Below are 24,794 nucleotides of genomic sequence, written 5' to 3' on the forward strand. Positions count from 1 at the left end.
ATGAGTTATGGATAATACATCGCATACAAAAAATAAAGGTAAAACTAATGAACGAGTACAAAGTTTCGGGCGGTTTCTAAGTGGAATGATACTTCCCAATATAGGTGCATTTATTGCATGGGGATTGATTACAGCATTATTTATACCAACTGGCTGGCGCCCTAATTCTAATTTTGCTAAATTAGTTGGTCCAATGATAACCTATCTTCTGCCTCTATTAATAGGTTATACTGGTGGTAAAATGGTAGGTGGAACACGCGGTGGAGTAGTTGGTACAATTGCAACTATGGGTATTATAGTAGGAGCAGATATTCCAATGTTCATGGGCGCAATGATAATGGGACCACTGGGTGGTTATGTTATAAAGAAATTCGATAAATCTATCGAAGGGAAAGTGCCGGCTGGTTTTGAAATGCTAATTAACAACTATGCGGCGGGTATACTTGGAGCTATTCTAGCATTGGTTGCATTTGTAGGAATTGGCCCACTAGTACTAGGGTTAAATGGTGTTCTAAAAAATGCAGTGGAAGTCATAGTAAAAGCAGGGCTATTACCACTGGCAGCTATATTTATAGAACCGGCAAAAATATTGTTTCTAAATAATGCAATAGGTAATGGAATTTTGGTGCCAATAGGTGCCCAAGAAATTAAAACCATGGGAAAATCAGTATTTTTCTTATTAGAATCAAATCCAGGTCCTGGACTTGGAGTACTAGTAGCCTATTGGATGTTCGCAAAAGGTGCAGTAAAAGAATCAGCGCCTGGAGCAATAATAATTCACTTTCTAGGTGGAATACACGAAATTTACTTTCCTTATGTTTTGATGAATCCACTACTTATAATAGCAGTAATTTGTGGTGGAGCAAGTGGAATATTTACCTTTCAAATTTTTGGAGCAGGATTAATTGCAGCAGCATCTCCAGGAAGTATAATTGCTATAATTGCAATGACTCCTAAAGGAGGATATTTAGGAGTGCTGGCAGGTGTGCTTGTAGGCGCTGTGGTTTCATTTCTAGTATCATCTATTATAATAAAGAGTAGTAATAAAAAGATAGATGATAAAGAATTCGAACAAGCAAAAATAAAATCTAGCAGTCTAAAATTAAAAAAGACAGATGAAACAAGTGATGTTATAGCTGAAATTTTTAACAAAGTAATATTTGCATGTGATGCTGGTATGGGTTCAAGTGCAATGGGAGCAACTACTTTAAGAACTAAATTTAAAAAAGCTGGATATGACATTGAAGTAGTGAATTGTGCAATCGAAGCTATCCCATCGGATGCTCAAATTGTTATTACTCATGAAAGTTTAACAGCAAGAGCTAGAAGTGTAGCACCAAAAGCTGAGCATATAGCAGTTAAAGATTTTCTTAATAACCCAGCCTTTGAGATTTTATCTAGCAGATTAAAACCCAATACTGACACGAAAAGTGATGTGAAAATAGAAACAAAAATAAATAGCAATGAAATGAGTGATAATAAAATTCTTCAAAAGAAAAACATAAAACTAGGGCTGGAAAGCACAGATAAATATACAGCAATAAAAATGGCAGGAAGACTATTGTATGAAAGTGGATACGTAGAAGAAGAGTATATGGATGCTATGATTCAAAGAGAAGATGACCTTTCAACCTATATTGGTAGTGGTGTAGCAATCCCACATGGAGTTGGGGAGGCTAAGAAAAATATTAAGAAGACCGGAATGGTAGTACTCCAATTTCCAAAAGGTGTTATGTTTGAAGATGAACTAGCTTATTTAGTAATTGGTATTGCTGGGGTTGGAAATGAACATTTACAAATACTTTCAAATATTGCCAATGCTATTGAAGGGGAAGATGATAGTATTACTAATATGTTAAAGAGTACAAAAGACGTTGAATACATCTATAACGTATTTACAGAGAAATCTGAAGGCTAAATTTGAATTAAAGAGGTGAAGGTATGATTACAACTATAACTTTAAATCCAGCAGTTGATAAGACTATTGAAATAAATAACTTTAGGGTAGGGAACGTTAATAGAGTGACATCCATAAGAATTGATGCTGGTGGAAAAGGAATTAATGTATCAAAAGTAATAAAAAATTTGGGTTCTGAGAGTAAAGCGATGGGAATTGTTTCTGGTAAATCGGGTCAGTTCATAAAAGAATATTTGGATGAGATAAGGATTGTAAATGACTTTGTTTTTTCAGAAGGAGAAACAAGAACAAATATAAAAATTGTAGACATAATTAATCACACCAATACTGATATTAATGAAGCAGGGCCGCAGGCAAGTTTAAAAGACTTAAATGAGGTAAGTGATAAAATTTTTAATAATATAAGCAGTGAAGATATACTAATTCTGTCAGGAAGCGTGCCTAGCAACGTAGATAAAAAGATTTATGGTAATTGGATTACTAAGGCAAAAGAAAAAGGCGCAAAGACTATATTAGATGCAGATGGTGAGTTACTTAAATATGGTATTTTAGCTGGACCTTATCTTGTGAAACCTAATATCGATGAGCTTGAAGGCATGTTTAATAAAAAGATAAATGGTGTACAAGAAACCGTGGAAATAGCAAAAGGTTTGCTGGAATATGGTATCATTATTGTAGCGGTATCTTTAGGAGGCCAGGGAGCAATTTTTGTAACTAAGGAAAACACTATATATGCACATGGACTTAAAGTAGATGTTAAAAGCACAGTAGGAGCAGGAGACTCAATGGTTGCAGCTCTTGCATATTCTATCGAAAAGGGTCTTAGCTTTGAAGAAACCGTGAAACTATCTGTAGCTACTGGTGCAGCTAATGTGATGACAGAAGGAACAAAAGCAAGTGATATCAAAACAATAGTTGAACTTGAAAAGCAAGTTGTATTTGAATATTTATAATAAATAAACAAAGGTGGTAATTTATATGAAAACAAGAGCAGTAAGATTATATGGTAAAAAAGATTTAAGAATGGAGGAATTTGAACTACCTGAAATAAAAGATGATGAAATACTAGTGAAAGTAGTATCAGACAGTATATGTATGTCAACCTATAAAGCAGCAATACTTGGAAGTGACCATAAGAGAGTACCTAGTGATGTAGCAGTTAACCCAGTAATTGTAGGACATGAAATGGCAGGAGATATAGTGCAAGTAGGTTCAAAATGGAAAAATGACTTTAAAGTTGGAAATAAATTTTCTATGCAACCAGCATTAAATTATAAAGGAAGTATGGATTCACCAGGATATTCTTATAAATATTGTGGTGGAGACGCGACTTATATAATAATGCCACAAGAAGTAATGGAACTCGGCTGTTTATTAAATTATGATGGTAAAGCATATTATGAAGCATCACTTGCTGAACCAATGTCTTGTATTATCGGAGGTTTTCATGCGAGTTTCCATACTGTAATGGGTAGTTATGAGCATAAAATGGGAATAGTTGAAGGGGGCAAGCTTGCAATGCTCGCTGCTGCTGGTCCTATGGGTCTAGGTGCAATTGATTATGCTATGCATTGCGCACGAAAGCCTGGTCTAATTGTAGTAACTGATATAGAACAAAGTAGATTAGACAGGGCGAGAGCAATATTTACAAAGGAAGATGCAAAGGAAGCTGGAATAGAATTGATATTTGTAAATACAAAGGATATAGCAGATGTTCCTAGCTATTTAAGGGAATTAACAGGCGGAACAGGTTTTGATGATGTATTTGTATATTCTCCAGTTAAACCAGTGGTTGAACAAGGAGATCAAATATTAGGTAGAGATGGCTGCTTAAATTTCTTTGCAGGTCCTACAGATACTAAGTTTTCAGCTACATTTAATTTTTACAATGTGCATTATCAATCTACTCATACTATTGGAACCACTGGTGGAAATACAAATGATATGATTGAGTCATTAAGAATGACAGAAAAAAATATTATAAATCCAGCAGTTATGGTTACTCACATTGGAGGACTTGATGCCGCAGCTGACGCAACACTTAAATTAACGCAGGCGCCAGCAGGTAAAAAATTAATATATACAAATATATTTATGGATATTACTGCAATTGATGAGTTTGAAGAAAAAGGTAAAGTAGATCTGCGTTTTAAAAAATTGGCGGAAATTACTAAAAACAACAAGGGTCTTTGGTGTGAAGAAGCAGAAAATTACTTGTTGCAAAATTGGAAAATGTAGTAAAAGAATAAAAAAATTATGGAGAAAATAAATAAAGATGATATATTCAAAATATTGAATATATCATCTTTATTTAATGAAAAAATTATAATTTAATAAAGATGCCACTTGCCACGTGGGTGACAAGTGGCATCTTTTTCTTATTTGTTCAGAAGTCTAAGCGCTCTATCAACAACATTTTCTGTTGTAAATCCGAACTCTTTGAATAGTTTATCTGCTGGAGCAGAAGCTCCAAATCTATCCATACAAATTATATCTCCGTCTAGACCAACATATTTATACCAACCCAAAGCAGAAGCTGCCTCCACTGCCAGTCTAACTCTTAGAGCTTTTGGCAATATAGATTCCTTATACTCATCCGATTGTGCATCAAATAGTTCTAAACAAGGCATGCTTACTACTCTAGCCTTTATCCCTTTTTCATTTAATACTTTGGCACCCTCATAAATAAATTCTACCTCAGAACCAGAAGCCATTAAAATGATATCAGGGTTTTTACCTTTATCTTCATAGGTCTTTAATACATAGGCACCCTTTAAGGCTTCCATTGAGGTCTCTGCATATAAAGGAAGATTCTGCCTTGTAAGTATTAATGCCGTAGGTGTTGTTTTTGAAGTCATTGCAACATACCATCCAACTGCTGTTTCTTTAGAATCAGCTGGTCTAAATACATTAAAGTTTGGTAGAGCCCTGAGTGCTGCAAGATGTTCTATTGGTTCATGAGTCGGACCATCTTCACCAACTGCGATACTATCATGAGTTAAAACATAAGTTACTGGAAGACCCATAAGAGCAGATAATCTCATAGCACCCTTCATATAATCACTAAATACAAAGAAAGTCGAAACAAAAGGTTTAAGACCACCATGGACATAGATGCCATTTGCTATAGCTGCCATGGCATGTTCTCTTACTCCAAAATGAAGATTAGATCCATTTCTATCGTCGACAGAAAAGTTGCCCATGCCTTTCATATACGTTTTATTAGAGGGAGCAAGATCTGCTGAACCTCCTATAAGGTTTGGTACATATTTAGCTAATATGTTTATTATTGCGCCAGAAGAGTTTCTTGTTGCAGCTTTGCCTTCAAACTTCCACATTTCTTCTACCTTAAGTAAATCAGTAGAAAGTTCGCCACTTTGCCATGATTCATATTCACTAGCAAGTTCAGGATTCTTTTCTTTATATTGAGTGTAAAGTATGTTCCAATCTTCTTCTTTTTTTGCAAGTTCTGATTTTATGTTTTCCATATGTTTAGTTACTTGCGTTGGAACTGTAAAAGGTTCTTCACTCCAGCCTAAGCATTTTTTCATCTCTATTATATTGGCTTCTCCAAGAGGTTCGCCATGTGCTGATGCGGTACCTTGTTTTTTAGCACAACCAAATCCTATAATAGTTTTCACTACAATAAAGGAAGGCTTATTTAGTTCAAGTTTTGCAGTTTCAAGGGCATTACTTATTGCTTCCATATTATTGCCATCTTCTACATATAAAACCTGCCATCCATAGGCATCAAATCTTTTTCCTACATCTTCTGTAAATGCTATATCTGTACTTCCTTCAATAGATATACTATTTGAGTCATACATTACAATAAGTTTAGAAAGGCCCAAGGTACCTGCAAGAGATGCTGCTTCTCCAGAGATCCCTTCCATATTGTCACCATCACCACAAATAGCAAAGGTATAATGATCTACAATAGCATGTTCACTTGTATTGAATTTTGCTGCAAGATGGCTTTCAGCTATTGCCATACCTACTGCATTAGCAATTCCTTGACCTAAAGGGCCAGTGGTAACTTCAACGCCTGTTGTATGACCATACTCAGGATGACCAGGTGTTAAGCTTCCGAATTGTCTGAAATTCTTTATATCTTCAATAGTTAAACCATATCCAAAAAGATGGAGAAGTGAATATTCAAGCATTGATCCATGTCCTGCGGATAATATAAATCTATCTCTATCTTGCCATTTTGAATTTTTAGGGTTGTGCTTCATATGTTTTGACCATAATGTGTAAGCCATTGGTGCCACTCCAAGGGGAAGCCCCGGATGTCCTGAATTTGCCTTTTGTATTGCCTCTGCGGATAAAATCCTTATAGTATCTACGGTTAATTGTTCAATTTTACTCAATTTAATTTCCTCCTTATTTATATATGTTATTTTTGAACTTTTAAAATTAACTTATAATAAATGTATGTCTTATATAAATATAAAAGATTATTCTGTAGATTGCAAGAACTTATCTTTTTGATAAAGATAATTATTCCTTATCTTTATCACCAAACAGTTTTTTTTGAAAATTATACTTTAAGACAACATCTATACTTGTAGAATCACTTAGTTCTTTGCTTTCATCATATTTAATTGATGGAGTTTTACTTGTGACAAGAATTTGTGTTGGATAAATACTTGTATGGCCCATAATTAAATATGCAACTACACAGGCTATAGATGTATATATACCTGTAGAATGCCCAAATAGTTCTAAGGCTATTATAATAGCAGCGATAGGTGTATTAGCACAACAACCGAAAAACGCTGCCATACCTATAGCAGAAAAAAAAGCTATATTTTGGTTGAAAATAGTAGCCCAGGTATTTCCAAGAGAACTACCTATGTAAAGCATAGGTGTTAAAATTCCGCCGCTTCCCCCACTTGATAGTGTTATAGCTGTGGTAAACATCTTGAATAGTGATGAAAAACCATTCAGTTTCTCACCTGCCATAGCCCTATGTAAAACCTCTTCTCCTATGCCAATGTAGTCATTAGATCCAACAAGAAGAACAAATACAATAATAATTAATCCTCCGACTATACCCTTAAGTGGGTTATAAAATTTTATTTTCTCAAACAATTTTTCTACAAAATTAACAAAGGCGATAAAAAATCTTGCAGCAATTCCTATGAATATACCAAATGCAATTATCTTCAAAAACATTGTTATACGATATTTAGGTACAAATGCTATTGAGAAACTTAAAGCACTAGTCCCTATATATAGTCCTGTAAAATAGCTGGCATAAGATGCTATAACAGATGGTAGGAGGGATACATATGAAATTTTACCAATGTATAAAACTTCAGCTGCAAATATTGCCGCGCCAATGGGTGCACCAAAAACTGCAACAAAACCTGCACTTATCCCACAGACTACAAGTCTTTTTGTATCGATGTCATCCATTTTAAAAAGCTTACCTACAAGGGAGGCAATTCCACTTCCTATCTGAGTTCCGGGGCCTTCCATTCCTACTGAACCACCAAAAATTATAGTGATTAGTGTGGAAACAAGTTTAATGGGAACAATTTTAAAGTCGCTTCTTCCTGAATTTTTATGAACAGTTTCAATTGCCTTTTCTGTTCCGTGACCTTTTGCATCCGGGGCAAATTTTATTATTATAAAAGAACTTAAAAATAAGGCTATTGGGAGGAAAAGATAATAGTAATTTATATTAGATACATAGCTAACTCCAAAGGAGACTAGCTTAATAAAAAGCGCAACCACAGTTCCTACAATAATGCCAATGAAAGTTGATATACATATCCATTTTATTGCACTTATAAAGAAAATAGATTGCTCCTTATAGTAACTTTTGATTTTTTTATCCATTTCAACCCTCTTTCTGTTTTACATTAATATTGATGAGTCTAAAGTATATTATGTAATTGTCTCATACTTTATATTTTAGCACACATAGAGGTAGAAATGAAAAAAACTTAACATAACGAGTAGATACTATTTTAAATTTGTTAAATAGTATCTACTCGCCCCCTGCTTATAGTTTTATGTTTTTAGTTTTATAATATTCTTTATTCTTGAATATTCTCAATATTTTTTTTAATCTTGTCTTCAATTTCTAGTAGTATTTTTTGTTGGTAAAACATTAGCAAATAACAGATAATACTTGATGCAAATACTAATATAAATGTAGACACTTTAAAAAGTACAAAGCCTACAACTATAAAGCTAGCTAAATTTAATAGTGTAATATGAATTTTTTTAATGGAGTAGTACCCTGCAGTTTTAAGAACATCTTTCCAACCTAAATAAAATCTTGATATTATTGGGTATACATAAAGACTTATTAAAAAAATAAGTGTAATAATTATAAAAATAAGGGAAATTAAAATCTGAGGGTAACCCTTTGAAATAAAAAATTTAGAATCAATAAAAAGTATACCTATCAGAATTATTTCTAAAGTCCAAAAAAATAATGACTGAAAAAAATTGGCTTTATAAGCTTTAAAAAAATCTTTTGTAATACTGATGTCTTTTTCTCTGATGAGTTTTCCCATTACACTAAGTAGTGCAGTGGCGGCAGGTCCTACTGGAATACAACATAAAATAATAACAGAAACAAACCAGGGTGGTATTTGTTGCCCACCATTAGAGAGAATCACAAGCAATATGAAAAGTAGTGGAATATTGAGAAGGCAAAAATATAGATTGCCCAGGAAAAACCAAAATATGTAGTTAGTTATGGTGTGAATAGGTCCTTCACCAAATTCTCTGTTTGTTTTAGCCATTTTATCCTCCAATTGCATTTATGAAATGCTACTATCTAAATAAGATTTAATCAAGTATATAAGTAAGTAAATCTAAATAAATATTAATAAAGTAAATTTTTTAAACTACTTAAAATGTAACATAAATTGTGTGAAATGCAAATAGGTAGAAGATATAAAAAACATAACAGGATTTTGTAACTATTCACCTACTATTTTAAACATCCCATGAAGTCACATGATATAATAAATGATTATTTATCATTGCACTTATAATTATATTGTTTTATTATTGAATTATACAGTGATACAAATTATTGGATATAACTAGATAGGGGGATGTTAAAAATGAAGGTCGGAATTATTGGACTTGGAGATATAGCGCAAAAGGGATACTTACCCGTTCTAACCCAAAAAGAAAATATAGAGCTAATACTCTGTACCAGGAATATGGACACACTTAAGAAGTTATCAAAAAAATATAGAATTAATCAATATGTTCAAACCATAGATGATTTAATAAAAAAGGGCATAGATGCGGCTTTTGTTAGTACTGCCACAGAGGCACATTTTCAAATAGCAGAAAAGCTTCTTACAAACGGAATTAATGTATATATAGATAAACCCATATCCTTAAATTTTAATGAAACTCAAAAGCTAGTAACTCTAGCCAAGGAAAAGGGTTTAGTTGCTATGGTAGGATTTAATAGAAGGTTCGCTCCTATGATAAAAGAACTAAAAGAACATGGTAAAGCAGATATCATTATTATTCAGAAAAATAGATTTCAATTTCCAGATTACACAAGACGTGCTATTGTTGAAGATTTTGTACATGTTGTCGATACTCTTCGGTTTTTAATGGACAGTGAGGTCAAAGATATTAAAGTTCGCCATTTAGAGAAAGATAACTTACTTCATAATGTAGTTATTCAATTAACTTCTGAAGAATGCACTGCTATTGGAATTATGAATAGAAACAATGGTGTTACTGAGGAAATAATAGAATATATGACAGCTGAAAATAAATATGTGGTAGAAAATTTTGTAGAAACCACTGAGTTTCATAATAAAGAAAAGACTACATCAAAATTTGGTGATTGGGAGCCTACATTATATAAACGTGGATTTTATCAAATAGTAGATCATTTTTTAAATTGTGTTGAGAATAATATAACACCAAACCCATCTATTTCAGATTCACTAATTACACATGATATTTGTGAAAAGATTGTAATGATGATAACAAAATAATTTTAAAAGAGAACAGACCATATTTCTATTGGAAATATGGTCTGTTTTATACTAATTGCTGGATATTACAAATAATCTTAATGCAGGGGTAATAATGGTTTAATTTACTTAGTTAATATTTTTAGTTTATTTTCTTCATTAGGAGTTAGAATTTTGAAATCTCTTGAAGCTTTCACAGGACAACTAAACTTGTTTTAATCATAGTTTTAAAATCTAAAATTTTTAATTAATTGTTGCAAAATACTTTTAATAGAATGATAATAATATTGAGGTGAGCTATTATTATGAAATCACTATATAAAGTATGGAAAGACACAAAAAAAGCCCATGAAGACAAAGAAACTTGTATTAGAAAATTTAATGAAGGTGGTAAATCTATTGCTAATATTAAATGTGCTTTTAATGCCAATATATTAATAAATAATTTTGGAATTTTATATAACACTACAATAGACTCTGAATATTTTTTTATACCAATTCAAAGCATAAAAAAAGTTGAAGTTAAAACTGATGAAGAACTTTCAAATCATGTTATTGATAATAAAATACCTCTAATTGGTGATTTAAATTTTCTACGAAAAGTTCATTTTTTCTTAAAAATAAACTATATAGAGAACAATATTGAATTAGAGAAAACTATAGAATCTAAAATGGCAGCTTTGGGGGCGACTTCAATTGTAAAAGCTAGAGCACAGTATAATCAAGATAACCCAAAGTCTTTATTGCAAGAGCTTAAGTATATACCTGAATCTAGGTCCTTTAATGAGGGCGATAGAGCTATAGATATACCAGAGCAAATAAATAAGTTGTTTGAGTTAGTAGAAAAGGGAGCCCTTTCTTTAGATGAGTTTAATCAAAAGAAAAAAGAACTTCTATTAAAAATGTAAAAAAAGAATATTATAAAGAAAAATTATAAGTTAGGAGATATATATGAATTTAAAAGGTAAGGTAGCTATAGTTACAGGGGGATCTAGAGGAATTGGAAAAGGTATTGCTATAGAACTAGCGAAAGCTGGGGCTTGTGTAGTTATAAATTATAAAAGTAATGATGAAGCAGCTGAAAAAACGCTGCAGGAAATTAAAGAAATAGGGGCTTATGCCATAAAAATCAAAGGTGATGTAAGTGATTATGAATTTTCAAAGGATATGATAAAAACTACCCTTGAAAAACTAGGTAAAATAGATATCTTGATAAATAATGCAGGTATCTCAAAGGTAGGGTTATTTATGGATGCGTCGCCAGTTGAATGGGATAATATTATAAATGTAAATCTTAAGGGTACCATTAATTGTTCTCATAGTGTAGTAAAAGAAATGATAAAGCAAAAGAGTGGAATCATAATAAATATATCTTCCATGTGGGGGAATGTAGGTGCTTCTTGTGAAGTGATTTACTCAGCATCTAAAGGAGCGATTAATTCTTTTACAAAGGCACTAGCTAAGGAACTGGCACCTTCAAATATTAGGGTTAATGCCATAGCTCCAGGGGTTATAGATACAGAAATGAATGCTTGGCTCAGCAGTGAAGATCGTAAATCCTTAACAGCTGAGATACCTATGATGAAGTTTGGAGAAGTTTGTGACGTTGGTATGCTTGTAACTTTTTTAGCCAGTGAAAATTCAAAATATATTACGGGACAAGTAATAACAATAGATGGGGGAATGCAATAGCCGCTTTAAATAAATTAATAAATTATTAATACTTTCTTAAGGTACAGTTAATATTTGACTCCATTTATATGATATAATTATGTTATCACTTAGAAAATAAATACTATAAAATGAAAGAAGGAAAATATTATCATGGAATATACAAAGGGCAAAAACATAATTTCAAAGTTAATGAAATCAGCAATATCTATTGGTATTTTTATTATTTTAGTAGTCACAATACCTTATATAGCTATCTTTGTTATTAGAGCCTTATTTTTTATTGCTGTTTTCGGAGTTTTAGCATGGTATGGGTTTAAACTAGTAAAAACAATTAAAAGTTATATATATAAAATAAGGACGAAAAACGATGCTACAATAAAATCTGATATATCTAGCAATGACACATTTACAGCAGATTCCATTGATATTAATTATGAAGATAGCACTGTTATTGATGTGGATTATGAAAAAGTAGAATAAGGCATATTCTATTAAAGTTATAGTATGTTTATAAAGGACATTTTAGAGACCAGTCTATATCTTAGATTGGTTTTTTGCTTGTTTATTTTTATAGGCACTTTACTTTAATTTATAAAGCCCTTATAACTTATAGCAATATTTGATATAATTTTAGTAATAGCTTGATTGGGGGTCAGCAATGAGCAGAATATTAATAGTCGAAGACGAAGAGTCTATTAGGAAGTTTATTAAAATTAGTTTAAAGAGAAAAAAATTTGAAGTTTTTGAAGCTGGATCGGCAGAAGAAGGTTTGCAAAAAATACTTCAGGAAAATCCAGACCTTGTTATATTAGACATTATGCTACCTGGTATGAATGGGTTTGAACTTTGTGAAAAATTAAAAAAGCAAAATGAAAACATTGGAATAATCATTTTAACAGCCAGAGGTCAAGATATGGATAAGATAATGGGACTAGAATTTGGTGCAGATGACTATATGGTTAAGCCCTTTAATCCATTAGAACTTATTGCAAGAATCAATTCCCTCTTAAGGCGAATGAATCATAAAAATAAAGAACAATCGAATTTTATTAATTCACGAGAATTTAGAATTGATTTATATTCAAAGAAAATCTTCAAAAATGATATAGAATTAGATTTAACTCCAAAAGAATTTTTGCTTATGAAAATGTTTATACAAAATCCTAGTAAAGCATTGAGTAGAGATGAACTTTTAAATGTAATTTGGGGATATGAGTATATAGGAGATACTAAAATAGTTGATGTGAATATTAGAAGACTTAGAAGCAAAGTTGAAAAAGATCCATCAGAGCCTCATTATATAGAAACAGTTTGGGGTACAGGGTATAGATGGGGGGAGTCTTAAGTGAGCTCCATAAGAACAAAGCTTGTTGGAAGTTATTTATTGGTTATATTGATTACTGTCATAATTGTAGAGGGATTTTTAATAGCAGGAACTCGGAAATACTATTATAAAAATGTAGAGTCAAATTTATCCAATCAGTTAATGTTATCCACTAGCTTTTATAATACATATTTAGCATCAGCAAATGTGAAAGAGAATGTAGCTAATAATGTAGATGTGTTTTATGAGAAGATTAATGCGGAAGTTCAAATTATAGATTTAAATGGATTTGTAATTATGGATTCCTTAGGAGTAATGCCAGCAGGAAAATTGGAGAGTAATGATTTTATAGAAGCCTCGGCTGGAAAAATCGGTAGCATAATTGATAGACAAAAATATGAAAATGAGGGAGTTATGACAGTAGCATATCCATTATTTTATAATGGAAAAATAAATGGTGTATTGAGATTTATAACTTCACTTAAGAAGATTGATGAGGATATTTATCAGCTATCTAGATTTTTCTTAATTACTGGGGGAGTAGTTATTATACTTTCTGGAATAGTAAGCTTATTTATTTCTAGTCTTATTACAAGTCCTATAAAAAAAATAATGAATGGTGCGGAAAAAATGGCCAGTGGTAATTTCATTGAGAAAATCAAAATAAATTCAGATGATGAATTGGGGCAACTTGCAAAAACCTTGAATTATATGACAGAGGAAATATTGAAAAGTGAAAGAATGAAGGATGAATTTATTGCTTCTGTTTCACATGAGCTCAGAACTCCATTAACATCTATAAAAGGATGGTCTATTGTTTTAAATTCTAGTGAACTAGAGGATGTAGAAGAACTGAAAGAAGGACTTGAAATTATAGAACAAGAATCTGATAGATTAACTTTTTTAGTTGAGGACTTGCTTGATTTTTCTAAATTATCCTCAGGAAAAGTATCTATAAAAAGGGATTTTGTTGATATAAAGGATGTGTTAAATAATATTAAAAAGCAGACCATACCTAGGGCTTTAAAGGAGAATATCCATCTTAATTTAGTTATAGATGAAGATTTACCTAAAATATTTGTAGATAAAAACAGATTAAAACAAGTGTTTATAAATGTTTTGGATAATGCCTTTAAATTTACACCTGATGGAGGGAATGTAAGTATAAGAGCTAATTTAGAAGGCGATAATATTGTTATTCAAATAATAGATACAGGATGTGGCATACCAAAAGATGAATTACCAAGGGTAAAAGAAAAGTTTTTCAAAGGTAAGAATGCTAATTCTAAAAATGGTATAGGACTTTCTATATGCGACGAAATTATTAAGCTTCACGAAGGTAAACTTCATATTACTAGTGTGCTTGGCAAAGGAACGGAAGTATGCATAATTATTCCAATATAAGATGAAAGCATTTATTCTATGCAAGGGAGAAAAGTTATGAAAAAAATATTATCACTATTTATTTTAGTAATAGTACTTATAAATTTAACAGCCTGTAGTAATGTTGATTTATCAACATCAAGCAGAGTAATCCCGCCTAAAGTGCCTCTACCAATAGTTGGTGTTTGGAAGGTTGAGAGCTATGCTTATTCAGCTGTATCTAAAATGCTTGAAGAGGAAGCAAAGGAGTGGATTGGAAAAAAAGCTTATTTTGCAGAACAAAAAATTGTTCTGCCAGATGATAAGTGTGAAAAACCTGAATTTAAAATTAAAAGTGTTGATACAAAGACATATTTATATAACAATTACAAATCTTATATGGAAGATCTTCGTATAAATCAAAATGAAATTAAGATTATTACTATTACTTCTAATCAAAATTATTTTAGAGATATTATAAAAATTGATGATAGTAAGATCGTTTTAATAAAGGATGGTGTATTTTTCTTTCTTTCAAAACAAGCTAATGAAAACAAAATAAGCATAGATGATATTAAAAATGAAAAGCAGTTACCCTATAGTAAATTAGAACCATATGTAAAGAAGCATCAATCTGGTCTTTTATTGGGGTTGAAATATTATAAAACTGTTGATTCTAAATTGCCCTATGATAATAAAAATAGACCAATATTGGAACCTATATATAGAACATTATGGATTAACAATGATGGGTCAATTCAGCCAATATTAGAACTGCCATTTTTATTTGTTCCAAGGAGAACTGGATTTTGGAAACTCCAGGTTAAGAGAGAAATTACTAATAATTATGGTAGGGATTTCTTAATAGCATCTCCCGTAGAAAATGAAATTAAAACAGAAAAAATAAAAGTTAATAGTGAATACTATTATGATTTTAAAAGCATTAATTTTGTTGGAAACGATTATGTGTGTTATGAAAGAGATATGGCAAGTGCTGCAAATGATGATAAGCAAACAACAGAGGCTCATTCATTGGAAGTGGTTCCACTTGACACAATATACACTGGGTCAGAAGTCCCGATTTCTGCATCAAAAGTGTTAGGAGAAAAGGGAATGGAAGGTCTAAATTCTGGTGCAAAATCATATTTAAGGACTATACCAGAAAGAGATAAAAATTTATTGAAAGATACTCCATCACCAACAAATTTTGGACTTTTTAGAGAAAATGGGAAATGGTTATTACGTGGAAGATTGGACTATTTAAATCCATCTGTAAAAAATGAGTATGTGGACTTTAATCTTCCTAATAAAGCCCCTGATAATTTAGTGAACTATGATTCAATATTTCCATCATGGGAGGTTATAAAACAAAAGGTACCCAATGCAGTAGATGGATATACTTCCCCTAATAAGGATATTGTAGTTGTGCTAACAAAATCAAAATTATTAGTTTATGCTATAAAAAATAATGCTTTAGGAGAATCACCACTAAAAGAGCTCCAACTTAAAAGTTCAGAGATATCGGTTATGGCACAATGGGCCACGGATGATTACGTTAAAATTTGGTCTGATGCAGTAAAGAAAATAAAAGGGAAATAGTATATTCACAATTATTTATAAAAAGTATTCTATGATTACAATTAATGCAAATGAAATTTTAAAAATTAACTATTTTATAAAAATTACCAGGAAATATAAAGGAGTTTATTACACTTTTGAAGAATACCATGCAGTATAAAAGCTTTACACAGTAGATAAGGGGGACATACAAAATGCAAATAGAAATTATCAAATTTATACAATCTATAACATCACCATTTTTGGATGTATTCTTTCAAATAGTTACAATGACTGGGGAAGAGTATTTTTATATTATTGCAGCAGCCATAATATTTTGGTGTGTAAATAAAAAGTTTGGGTATAAATTAGGGTTTGCGTTATTGACAGGAACAATTGTAAATACTGTGTTAAAAAATTTAGTAAATGCATCAAGACCTATAGGAGTTATAGGGATAAGATCACTAAGAGTTCAAACTGCTACAGGACAATCTTTTCCAAGTGGACATACCCAAGGAACATCTACCTTTTGGGTTTCATGGATGGTTCAGTTGAAAAGAAAATGGATTTATATATTTGGAACCATAGCAATCATTTTAGTCGCATTTTCTAGGATGTATCTTGGGGTGCATTATCCAATAGATGTAATTGGTGGAATGATAGTTGGAACTATATGGGTTTTTATTTCAAATTATATTTTTGAATATGCTGAATCAACTAAAAAAACTTGGGTATTAATGATAATTGTTGTGCCCATGCTTATTGGGATGATTTTTCTTAGAGAAAAGACTTATTACACAATATCAGGAACAGTTTTGGGGTTCTATATTGGATATGTACTAGAGTCAAAGTATGTGCAGTATGATGTTAGAAATACTAAGATAAAACAGCTAATAAAATTATTGTTTGGATTAACTGTACTCATAACTTTAAAATTCATATTAAAGAAAATTTTACCTATTAATATTCTTGCTGATTTTTTTAGATATTTTGTAGTTGGATTGTGGATTACCATTGGAGCACCTTGCATATTCAAAAGATTTCGTGGAAGCATCGAATTTTAAAAAAATAAAAAGAATATAATTTTAGAAATAGAAGAACCTATAGGTATGAATATAGAAAAGGGAGATGTTTTTATGCCTAAAGATAGTCAACCTGATAATAAATTTTCTAGATTAGTTAAAAGTAACTATGATACTCCAATAACTAGAGAAACTGCAAAAAATAACAATGCTACAAATAAAAAACAGTCTACCAATAGAAAATAAGAAAAACAGGAGTAAATAAAACTTATTTACTCCTGTTTTTTATACAGGCCTGTAAATTAAACATAGCCTCTAATGAGTTAATTATTAGGCATAAGTCATATAATTACCTAAGAAATAAAAAAAGTTCTCATAATTTATTGCATTATCACAATATTATGTTAGAATTTATATATGTTATTATTTTAAAAAATAATAACATATATAAATTCTAGATAGTTAATCCCAGGTAAAAGTCTGTGGTTGTTTATGATTTAAAGCTGCAGTATGCCTGTGGCTTTTTATATTTTTAAATGCAGAAGTTTAATTATTAGTGTAAGTTACTACAAAGTAGTAGCTGCTATTATACTATTTAAAAAGGAGTGAATATATTGAGTTTTTATGTTTATAATACTTTGACTAGAAATAAAGATGAATTTATACCTTATAAAGAAGGTAAGGTAGGGATGTACACATGTGGACCTACAGTGTATAATTATGCACATATAGGTAATTTAAGGACATATATTTTTGAAGATGTACTTAAGAAATCCTTAGAGTATGTAAATTATAAAGTTAAACATGTAATGAATGTAACTGACGTTGGGCATCTTCAATCAGATGGAGACGAAGGTGAAGATAAGATGGCCTTGGGCGCAAGCCGTGAGCATAAAACTGTATGGGAGATAGCTAAGTTTTATGAAGACTCTTTTTTTGAAGATTGTAAAAAGCTTAATATAAAAAGACCAACTATTGTATGTAGAGCAACAGATCATATTCAAGATATGATAGACCTTATAAAGAAACTTGAAGAAAAAGGTTATACTTATGTTTCTAATGGTAATGTATATTTTGAAATTGATAAATTTTCAGATTACACTAAACTTGCAAATATTAGTATAGATGAACTTAAAGCAGGAAGTAGAGTTGAGATAGACCCTAATAAGAAAAATCCACTTGATTTTGTATTATGGTTTACAAATTCTAAATTTTCTAATCAAATTATGCAGTGGGAGTCACCATGGGGTAGAGGATTTCCAGGATGGCATTTAGAATGTTCTGCAATGTCTATTAAATATATTGGTGAATATTTAGATATTCATTGTGGAGGAATAGATCATATTGCTGTACATCATACTAATGAAATAGCTCAATCTGAAGGGGCACTAGGACATAAATGGGTAAAATACTGGATGCATGGAGAGTTTTTAGTATTAGATAGTGGTAAGATGTCAAAATCTACTGGGGAGTTCTTAACAGTATCAAAACTTGAAGAAGAAGGTTATACACCTCTTGATTATAGATATTTTTGTCTTCTATCTAAATATAGAAAGCAACTAGTGTTTAGTTTTGAAAGTTTAACGGATGCTAAAAAGGGACTTAGAAAACTTAAAGATAGAATTGCCACTGTTTTAATTGCTGTGGATAAAAATGATGTAGTAAGTGATGAAAAAATTGCAGAGTATAAAGAAAAATTCACATCTTATATCAGTGATGATTTAAATATAGCAAATGCTTTTACTGTACTCTTTGATGTTCTAAAAGATGAAGAACTTAGTAATAAGGAAAAATCTATACTTGTAGAAGATTTCGATAAGGTATTCTCTTTAGACCTTATGACAGTGGAGAATGAAGATCCACATGTAGATGAAAAACTTATAAATAAGCTTATAATCGAGAGAGCTGACGCAAGAGCTAGTAAAAATTGGGCAAGAGCAGATGAAATAAGAAATGAATTTATAGCTATGAATATTGAACTTCTGGACACTAAAGAAGGAACAACTTGGAAAACTAAATAGATATATTTAAATAAGCTGGTATTCTAGCTGATTTAGATGTGGCTAAGTATGAATTAATAAAGCGCCTGTGAGCAAAGCACATAGGTGCTTTGCTTTAGCCCTAGGATTAATTAATATATTTTTAAAGTTTAATATGATATTAGCAGAAATTTATTAATAAAGGAGAGGATATAATGACAAGATTTATATTATTAGTGTCAGCGGTATGCATTGTAGTAATTGGTATAACGTACTTAATCCATAGGTTAGTGGGTAGAAAAAAATATGCTAAATATATTCCTGCGTTTATTTTTCTTCTTATGGGAGTATATAATGTGTATATTATTAGGACTAATTCGGGTGAAGGTTTTGGAGATTTAATAAAAGCATTGTATCTATTTGTGTGCACTGCTTGTGTTATAAGCGGAGTGTGCGCGGGGGTGTTTATTGACTTTATTTTACCCAAACTATCTTCGAAAAAATAGAAAAAGGGTGATAGATAGCTTTTAACTTTTCATGATTACTAAGTGAATGTATTAATATAGCATCTTAACTTCTCTTTATGCGCAACTTTACTTTTTCTAGTGCACTATAAGATAATTTAGTTTATAATATTATGTATAGTTGGGAAAAAGTAAATATTGTTAATGAAATAATTTAGATTTGAGGTGATGAATATGGATAGAGTATCTTTAAAAGCTTCAATAGTAATTGGAATTATTGGTATAATTTTAATATCACTTATATATTTTAGACCGGTGAGTATTGAAAGAAACTATAGTGCATTTATGTATGCGGACAATAGTGAATTTCAAAAGGTAACTGAAATAAAACTTGTTGGAAAATTGAAAAAGAAATTATCTTTAAATCATGTATTTACTGGAAGTGTAGAAGTAGATGGAATTAAAGAACAAGTTATTTTACATAGGATATGCGCTAAAAATAATGCTTTTAAAACTATGGGATATAATGCTTTTATAGAAACCCAAAACAGTAAAACAGGTCAATATGAAGTAATGGGAACACTGGACACATCAAAGGACTTCAATGAAATACTTATAAGATTGGGTACAATAGACAGTAAATATAATGGAAAGTTCAATATTTGTGGGCCAAGTAGTACGAGAGAAGAAGCAATAGGTGTTGTAAAGGATAGGGAATAAAACAATTAAGGATTATTGGAGGTATTGTAATGTCTAATGAATTAATTTTGAAATTAAAACCATACATAAGTGAAAAAATATGGGGATGGGAGAAATGGGTACTTTCTTGCCATGAAGATGGGAAAGCTACAATAGAAGAAGGAATTTATAAAGGTCAAGAATTATCTCATGTTTTAGGATGTGGTAGCAATTTTCCTATACTAAATAAAATTATAAAAGCAGAAGATAATTTATCTGTTCAAGTACATCCAAATGATGAGTATGCTAGAAGAGTAGAGCATTCTAATGGTAAAACTGAATGTTGGTACATATTAGAAGCAAAAGAAGGCGCAACCTTAATATCAGGAATAAAGAAAGGGTTAAACAAAGAAAAGTTAAGTCTAATTATAAAAGAAGATAAATTAGATGATTATTTAGAGCGAATTAGTATAAAGAGAGGAGATTTCATCTATATACCAGCGGGGACTGTACATGCAATAGAAGCAGGGATAAAGCTTATTGAGGTACAGCAAAGTAGTAATATTACATATAGGCTTCATGACTGGGGACGCGGTAGAGAACTACATATTGAAAAGTCCTTAGACGTTATAGATTATGAAGGCAAAAATAATGGAGGCAAAATTGATAATTTCTCTAAATTAGAGACACCATATTTTAAAGTGGAAAAGATTATTGTTAATAATAATTATGTAGATAAGGTTGTAGAAAATTTTCATAGTTATATAGTAATAAGTGGCGAAGGTGTAATAAAAGCTAATAATATGCAAATGAAATTAAAAGAAGAAGAAACAATCTATATATCAAAAGGAGTAGAATATATACTTAAGGGAAATATGGAATTAATTAAGGCAAGTGTAAAAAACTAACCCGAAGTAGTATTTTACTTATTAATAAATGAAAAGGAGCACTCATAAGATGAAGAAAATTAAGAGTTTAAAAAAAGTAATGGCATTATGTACTGTGTTTTTGGTGATTTTTGTTGTAGGATGTTCTAGTAAGGAACAAAATAAAGTTGAAGTTGAAAGTGCCCCAAAAGTGACAGAAAAAGTAGAACCTGCAAAGGAAGTTAAAACAGAAAAAGGAGCAAATGACAAAAATCCAATAGTTACTATAGAAATGGAAGATGGCGGAGTTATAAGGGTAGAATTATATCCAGAGATTGCACCTAATACTGTTAGAAATTTTGTTTCACTAGTTCAGAGCGGTTTTTATAATGGATTAATTTTTCATAGAGTAATACCAGGATTTATGATACAAGGAGGAGACCCAGAGGGAACAGGCTTAGGTGGACCAGGTTATTCAATAGCTGGTGAGTTTAGTAATAATGAGTTTGAAAATTCTTTAAAGCATGAAAGAGGAGTAATTTCCATGGCTAGAAGTGGAGAGCCAAACTCAGCTGGATCCCAATTCTTTATAATGGTTAATAGTTCGAGTCAATTAGATGGCGATTATGCTGTTTTTGGTAAGGTTAAAGAAGGAATGGAAACAGTCGATAAAATTGTAAACACACCAAGAGATGAAAATAAATTCTATCCAGTTGATACAAAAAATGACAATCCAAAGTTTAATAGACCTATAAAAAATCAAAAAATGAAAAAAGTTACTGTAGACACCTTTGGAGTAAAATATGGTGAAGTAGAAAAGGTAAAATAAAGTATAAGAACTGCCCCTAATGAGTTAAAGTAGGGGCAGCTTTTTATTTTCTTATATAAAAGTTTTGTTTACTATAACTTATAACTAATATACTACATATTGAAAATTATATTTATAATTTATGTTACTTTTGACATTTTAGATCTTGATTGTTATAAACTGTTACAAATTTAATAGAGTACATATCACACATTATTAAATCATTTGTAGAAGTTTCTTTAAGAATAATAAAACTAATTCCAACTTCTTGTATAGTTCCAGTTCTATCTTGAAATAGATTGGTCCCAAGTAAAAATGCTATTCTTACATATTTACCTATTTGTGTTGTTAACCAACCTTGATTATAAAGTGGATTATTTACTATTGGGGAATCAGGTGCAATTTGAAAGTCTTGGTTAATAGGAGGGGCTTGGGGTATAGGTCTTTGCCTTAAATGATCATCATTCACATCTGAATTTGGCAAAGGCATCATTGGAGGTTCTGAAAACATTGGATAAGCATTCCACATTGGACTTCCATTAAAATTGTTAGGTGGTACTATAAACATAAAATATCCTCCTTAAAAATTATATTTACTTATTATTTAAAGGTATTGTTAGTAAGTTTATTAATTAAGTTGTAAAATATTTGGCTGTGGGATTATAAAAGCAATGTTGAGCTACACTAGCTTGATAGGTTCCACTTCCATTAAAAGGGAATAAATATGGACAACCTGGTGCAAAGGGATTAAAATACCACAGAGAAGAACCTGTTGTATATAATCTATTACCAGATAGTGCCCAATCAGCAATATCATAATGTATTTGTTCTGGTGGACTAGACCATATGGTTTGTGGATTAGACATACCATTAAGTACAGAAGCTACACAATCAAATTGCCCCGGCTGAAATACGATTTTTATTAGATCACCTTGACCTAGTCTAAGATATTCGCCATCGGATACATTAACTCTGTTCATAACTACAGAAGCCACGGCTTTCATTCCATTTTCGCCTTCTCCACCAGCTTCACATTTTATTATTCTAGCTAATAACTCTCTAGCACTGTAAGCCATCATTAGTCATCTCCTCAATTTACTTTACAGTATTATTATATTCATCATGTTAAATATGGTACATAAAAATTAAAAGAAATTACAGCTAATAGTGATATTCACCCAACAACTGATTAAAGGGTTTTACGTACAAAATCTTGTAAATTTATTTAAAGTTTGATATAATTAATTAGCATTTGCATTCTCATTTTATGAGATATTATTATTACTTGAAGTAAAAAAATAATAGCAAATGTATTTTTTATTTGTAAATAATTTATATATGAAAATATCACATTAGTATATATATATATGCTAATGTGAGGTGAGATATGACTATAAGCGGACTCCCCTTAAAATTGGGTAACTATACGTATATTATAAATAGACAAGTTATGAAACATTTATACAAGAGGTGAATTATGCTAAATAGTGGAGATATATTAGATGAAAAATATGAGGTAATTAAAATTTTAGGAAAAGGTGGTATGGGTACCGTTTATTTATGTAAAAACACTCGGTATGGAAACCTTTGGGCTATAAAAGAAGTAATAAAGGATATAAAAAATACAGGTATTTTAACAGAAGCAAATATTTTAAAAGATTTAAACCATGTAGGTATTCGCCGGATAGTTGATATATTTTATGAGAATAATTATCTTTACATGGTTCAAGACTATGTGGAGGGTCAAACACTAAAAGAATATGTGAAAGTAAATAGTAAAATGCAAATGGAAAAAATTTGCCGGATTACATCGGATCTATGCGATATAGTAGGTTATTTGCACAATCAAAATCCAGCTATTATTTATAGAGACATAAAACCATCAAATATAATGATAACTCCCAGTGAAAAAGTAGTTTTAATTGATTTCGGTATTTCAAAAGTTTATAAGAGTGATATAGATAAAGATGCAAGGAGTGCAGGTTCTAATGGATATGCAGCTCCAGAGCAATATGGTTTAGGAAAATGTTGCAAGCAAACAGATATATATGGAATAGGAATGTTAATATATTTCATGGTTAAAGGAAAGACTCCTACCACAGGGGTGGAGCCTCTTATTGATGAAAATTATGAGGAGGATATTGATAGAAATTTAAAAGCAATAATACAAAAGTGTGTTAAAATCAATATCCTGGATAGATATAGTTCAGTTGAAGTCTTAAAAAAAGAAATTTTGGAAGCATTAAAAGTGAGTGTATATGAAAAAACAGCGAAATTGAACGAGTATAATATTAGAACGAATAGGTGTACTAAAAGACTCCAAGAAAAGATATACAAAGGAGGAAAATTAAGAAAAAAAATTGTAGGATTTTTATATTTTATAGTTGCAATTTTAGTAGTCATTTATATTTTATTTTGATATTTTCAAAAGAATAGCTACTGTGCTTTTTACTGCTATTTGTTGTTGCTCATTTGTAGATATATTGGGAATGTTATCTCCCTTTTGAATGCCATAATTGCCAAATTGACCATGGTTTCCGCCTTCTATGCTTTGAAAAACTGAATTTCTAGGTAAGAGCTTTTTAGAGCCTTTAATTTTATTTATATCTGCCACACCATCTTTTGATCCCCAGGTAGATAACACTATTATATTTTGGGATGACATATTATTACTGTTCTGTGGATAGGAAGCATATAAAATTAGCGCTTTTATACTTGAAGGGTTTTTATAAGCATAATTAGCTGCCATAACACCTCCAAGAGAGTGTCCACCTATTGCCCAATTTTTAATTTCAGGATATAATGCTTCTACATCAGTTGCTCTATTTTTACCAAAGACAGCTAATTTTAATGGCATGGGAACAATTACTACTTTATACCCTTGCTTAGCAATGCTCTTACAAAGAGGTGCATAGGCATTCTCATCTACTTTTCCACCTGGATAAAAAATAAAACCAGTAGTAGTAGCAATTTTGGGAGTAAAGGTTATATACTTTTCATGATTAACAGTAACACTACTATCCGTTTTTAAAAAAACTAGTGTTTCATCTGTAGCTTTATAATAACTATTTGACCAAACAACGAAGGATATGATAAAGATTCCTATCAATATAACAGGAGCCAATATCAACCTTTTTTTTGAAGATTTTTTCATTATATACCACCCTTC

General features: G+C 30.9%; 24 protein-coding genes. 18 read left to right on the forward strand and 6 right to left on the reverse strand.

The annotated features are described in order from the left end of the window. Positions 1-7 precede the first annotated feature (7 nt). Genes ACREVU_RS16315 through ACREVU_RS16325 form a run of 3 tightly spaced genes read left to right on the forward strand, consistent with a single transcriptional unit; the run spans position 8 to position 4,156 of the window. Positions 8-1,918 (forward strand): PTS mannitol transporter subunit IICBA, encoded by a 1,911-nt coding sequence (locus tag ACREVU_RS16315; protein WP_431552660.1) that lies wholly within the window; start codon positions 8-10, stop codon positions 1,916-1,918. A gap of 23 nt (positions 1,919-1,941) precedes the next feature. Then, complete coding sequence (gene pfkB / locus ACREVU_RS16320; RefSeq protein WP_431552661.1) at positions 1,942-2,871, forward strand: 1-phosphofructokinase; 930 nt, start codon at positions 1,942-1,944, stop codon at positions 2,869-2,871. A 25-nt stretch (positions 2,872-2,896) separates the two neighbouring features. After that, on the forward strand, positions 2,897-4,156 hold the full coding sequence (locus ACREVU_RS16325; RefSeq protein ID WP_431552662.1) for a zinc-binding dehydrogenase: 1,260 nt from the start codon (positions 2,897-2,899) through the stop codon (positions 4,154-4,156). 140 nt (positions 4,157-4,296) lie between these two features. On the opposite strand, the gene tkt is transcribed toward ACREVU_RS16325, so the two are convergent. The 3 genes from tkt to ACREVU_RS16340 form a co-directional block, all read right to left on the reverse strand. Further along, positions 4,297-6,288 carry a transketolase gene (gene tkt / locus ACREVU_RS16330; RefSeq protein WP_431552663.1) on the reverse strand — a complete coding sequence of 664 codons (1,992 nt, stop codon included), beginning with the start codon at positions 6,286-6,288 and terminating at the stop codon, positions 4,297-4,299. A gap of 130 nt (positions 6,289-6,418) precedes the next feature. Continuing rightward, positions 6,419-7,765 (reverse strand): chloride channel protein, encoded by a 1,347-nt coding sequence (locus ACREVU_RS16335; protein ID WP_431552664.1) that lies wholly within the window; start codon positions 7,763-7,765, stop codon positions 6,419-6,421. A 200-nt stretch (positions 7,766-7,965) separates the two neighbouring features. Then, positions 7,966-8,682 carry a YesL family protein gene (locus tag ACREVU_RS16340; protein WP_431552665.1) on the reverse strand — a complete coding sequence of 239 codons (717 nt, stop codon included), beginning with the start codon at positions 8,680-8,682 and terminating at the stop codon, positions 7,966-7,968. A 327-nt stretch (positions 8,683-9,009) separates the two neighbouring features. On the opposite strand from ACREVU_RS16340, the gene ACREVU_RS16345 reads away from it, so the two are divergent. From ACREVU_RS16345 to ACREVU_RS16410, 14 genes are all read left to right on the forward strand, one after another. Further along, a complete protein-coding gene (locus ACREVU_RS16345; protein ID WP_431552666.1) occupies positions 9,010-9,912 on the forward strand; it encodes a Gfo/Idh/MocA family protein in 903 nt (300 codons plus the stop codon). A 284-nt stretch (positions 9,913-10,196) separates the two neighbouring features. Continuing rightward, on the forward strand, positions 10,197-10,799 hold the full coding sequence (locus ACREVU_RS16350) for an SHOCT domain-containing protein (protein WP_431552667.1): 603 nt from the start codon (positions 10,197-10,199) through the stop codon (positions 10,797-10,799). A 43-nt stretch (positions 10,800-10,842) separates the two neighbouring features. Continuing rightward, positions 10,843-11,583: an elongation factor P 5-aminopentanone reductase gene (ymfI, locus tag ACREVU_RS16355; protein ID WP_431552668.1), complete on the forward strand. Its 741-nt coding sequence runs from the start codon at positions 10,843-10,845 to the stop codon at positions 11,581-11,583. Between the two features lie 132 nt (positions 11,584-11,715). Continuing rightward, positions 11,716-12,045, forward strand: coding sequence for a hypothetical protein (locus ACREVU_RS16360; protein ID WP_431552669.1), 330 nt, complete (start codon positions 11,716-11,718; stop codon positions 12,043-12,045). Positions 12,046-12,223: 178 nt separating this feature from the next. Beyond that, positions 12,224-12,910: a response regulator transcription factor gene (locus tag ACREVU_RS16365; protein WP_431552670.1), complete on the forward strand. Its 687-nt coding sequence runs from the start codon at positions 12,224-12,226 to the stop codon at positions 12,908-12,910. Beyond that, positions 12,911-14,293 (forward strand): sensor histidine kinase, encoded by a 1,383-nt coding sequence (locus tag ACREVU_RS16370; RefSeq protein ID WP_431552671.1) that lies wholly within the window; start codon positions 12,911-12,913, stop codon positions 14,291-14,293. A 36-nt stretch (positions 14,294-14,329) separates the two neighbouring features. After that, positions 14,330-15,850 (forward strand): hypothetical protein, encoded by a 1,521-nt coding sequence (locus ACREVU_RS16375; protein WP_431552672.1) that lies wholly within the window; start codon positions 14,330-14,332, stop codon positions 15,848-15,850. A gap of 173 nt (positions 15,851-16,023) precedes the next feature. After that, a complete protein-coding gene (locus ACREVU_RS16380) occupies positions 16,024-16,872 on the forward strand; it encodes a phosphatase PAP2 family protein (RefSeq protein ID WP_431552673.1) in 849 nt (282 codons plus the stop codon). Positions 16,873-16,917: 45 nt separating this feature from the next. Continuing rightward, a complete protein-coding gene (locus ACREVU_RS16385; RefSeq protein ID WP_431552695.1) occupies positions 16,918-17,076 on the forward strand; it encodes a hypothetical protein in 159 nt (52 codons plus the stop codon). A 368-nt stretch (positions 17,077-17,444) separates the two neighbouring features. Continuing rightward, entirely contained in the window at positions 17,445-18,851 is a 1,407-nt protein-coding gene (cysS, locus tag ACREVU_RS16390; RefSeq protein WP_431552674.1) for a cysteine--tRNA ligase, read from the forward strand. A 173-nt stretch (positions 18,852-19,024) separates the two neighbouring features. Next, positions 19,025-19,315 carry a hypothetical protein gene (locus ACREVU_RS16395; RefSeq protein WP_431552675.1) on the forward strand — a complete coding sequence of 97 codons (291 nt, stop codon included), beginning with the start codon at positions 19,025-19,027 and terminating at the stop codon, positions 19,313-19,315. Between the two features lie 192 nt (positions 19,316-19,507). Next, positions 19,508-19,993, forward strand: coding sequence for a hypothetical protein (locus tag ACREVU_RS16400; protein WP_431552676.1), 486 nt, complete (start codon positions 19,508-19,510; stop codon positions 19,991-19,993). Between the two features lie 29 nt (positions 19,994-20,022). Continuing rightward, the gene (locus ACREVU_RS16405) at positions 20,023-20,859 is read left to right on the forward strand and encodes a type I phosphomannose isomerase catalytic subunit (protein ID WP_431552677.1); all 837 of its coding nucleotides are present in this window, start codon (positions 20,023-20,025) and stop codon (positions 20,857-20,859) included. A 49-nt stretch (positions 20,860-20,908) separates the two neighbouring features. Further along, on the forward strand, positions 20,909-21,646 hold the full coding sequence (locus tag ACREVU_RS16410; RefSeq protein ID WP_431552678.1) for a peptidylprolyl isomerase: 738 nt from the start codon (positions 20,909-20,911) through the stop codon (positions 21,644-21,646). A 124-nt stretch (positions 21,647-21,770) separates the two neighbouring features. Here ACREVU_RS16410 and ACREVU_RS16415 read toward each other — a convergent pair whose 3' ends face one another. Next, positions 21,771-22,193 (reverse strand): hypothetical protein, encoded by a 423-nt coding sequence (locus ACREVU_RS16415; RefSeq protein ID WP_431552679.1) that lies wholly within the window; start codon positions 22,191-22,193, stop codon positions 21,771-21,773. A gap of 64 nt (positions 22,194-22,257) precedes the next feature. Next, positions 22,258-22,701 carry a cell wall hydrolase gene (locus ACREVU_RS16420; protein ID WP_431552693.1) on the reverse strand — a complete coding sequence of 148 codons (444 nt, stop codon included), beginning with the start codon at positions 22,699-22,701 and terminating at the stop codon, positions 22,258-22,260. Between the two features lie 401 nt (positions 22,702-23,102). Between ACREVU_RS16420 and ACREVU_RS16425 the strand changes: the two genes are divergently transcribed. Further along, positions 23,103-24,044, forward strand: coding sequence for a serine/threonine protein kinase (locus ACREVU_RS16425; RefSeq protein ID WP_431552680.1), 942 nt, complete (start codon positions 23,103-23,105; stop codon positions 24,042-24,044). On the opposite strand, the gene ACREVU_RS16430 is transcribed toward ACREVU_RS16425, so the two are convergent. Continuing rightward, entirely contained in the window at positions 24,036-24,779 is a 744-nt protein-coding gene (locus ACREVU_RS16430; protein WP_431552681.1) for an alpha/beta fold hydrolase, read from the reverse strand. The genes ACREVU_RS16425 and ACREVU_RS16430 overlap by 9 nt on opposite strands. Positions 24,780-24,794 lie beyond the last annotated feature (15 nt).

It is taken from the genome of Clostridium sp., from assembly GCF_050717535.1.
GTDB lineage: Bacteria > Bacillota > Clostridia > Clostridiales > Clostridiaceae > Clostridium_AD.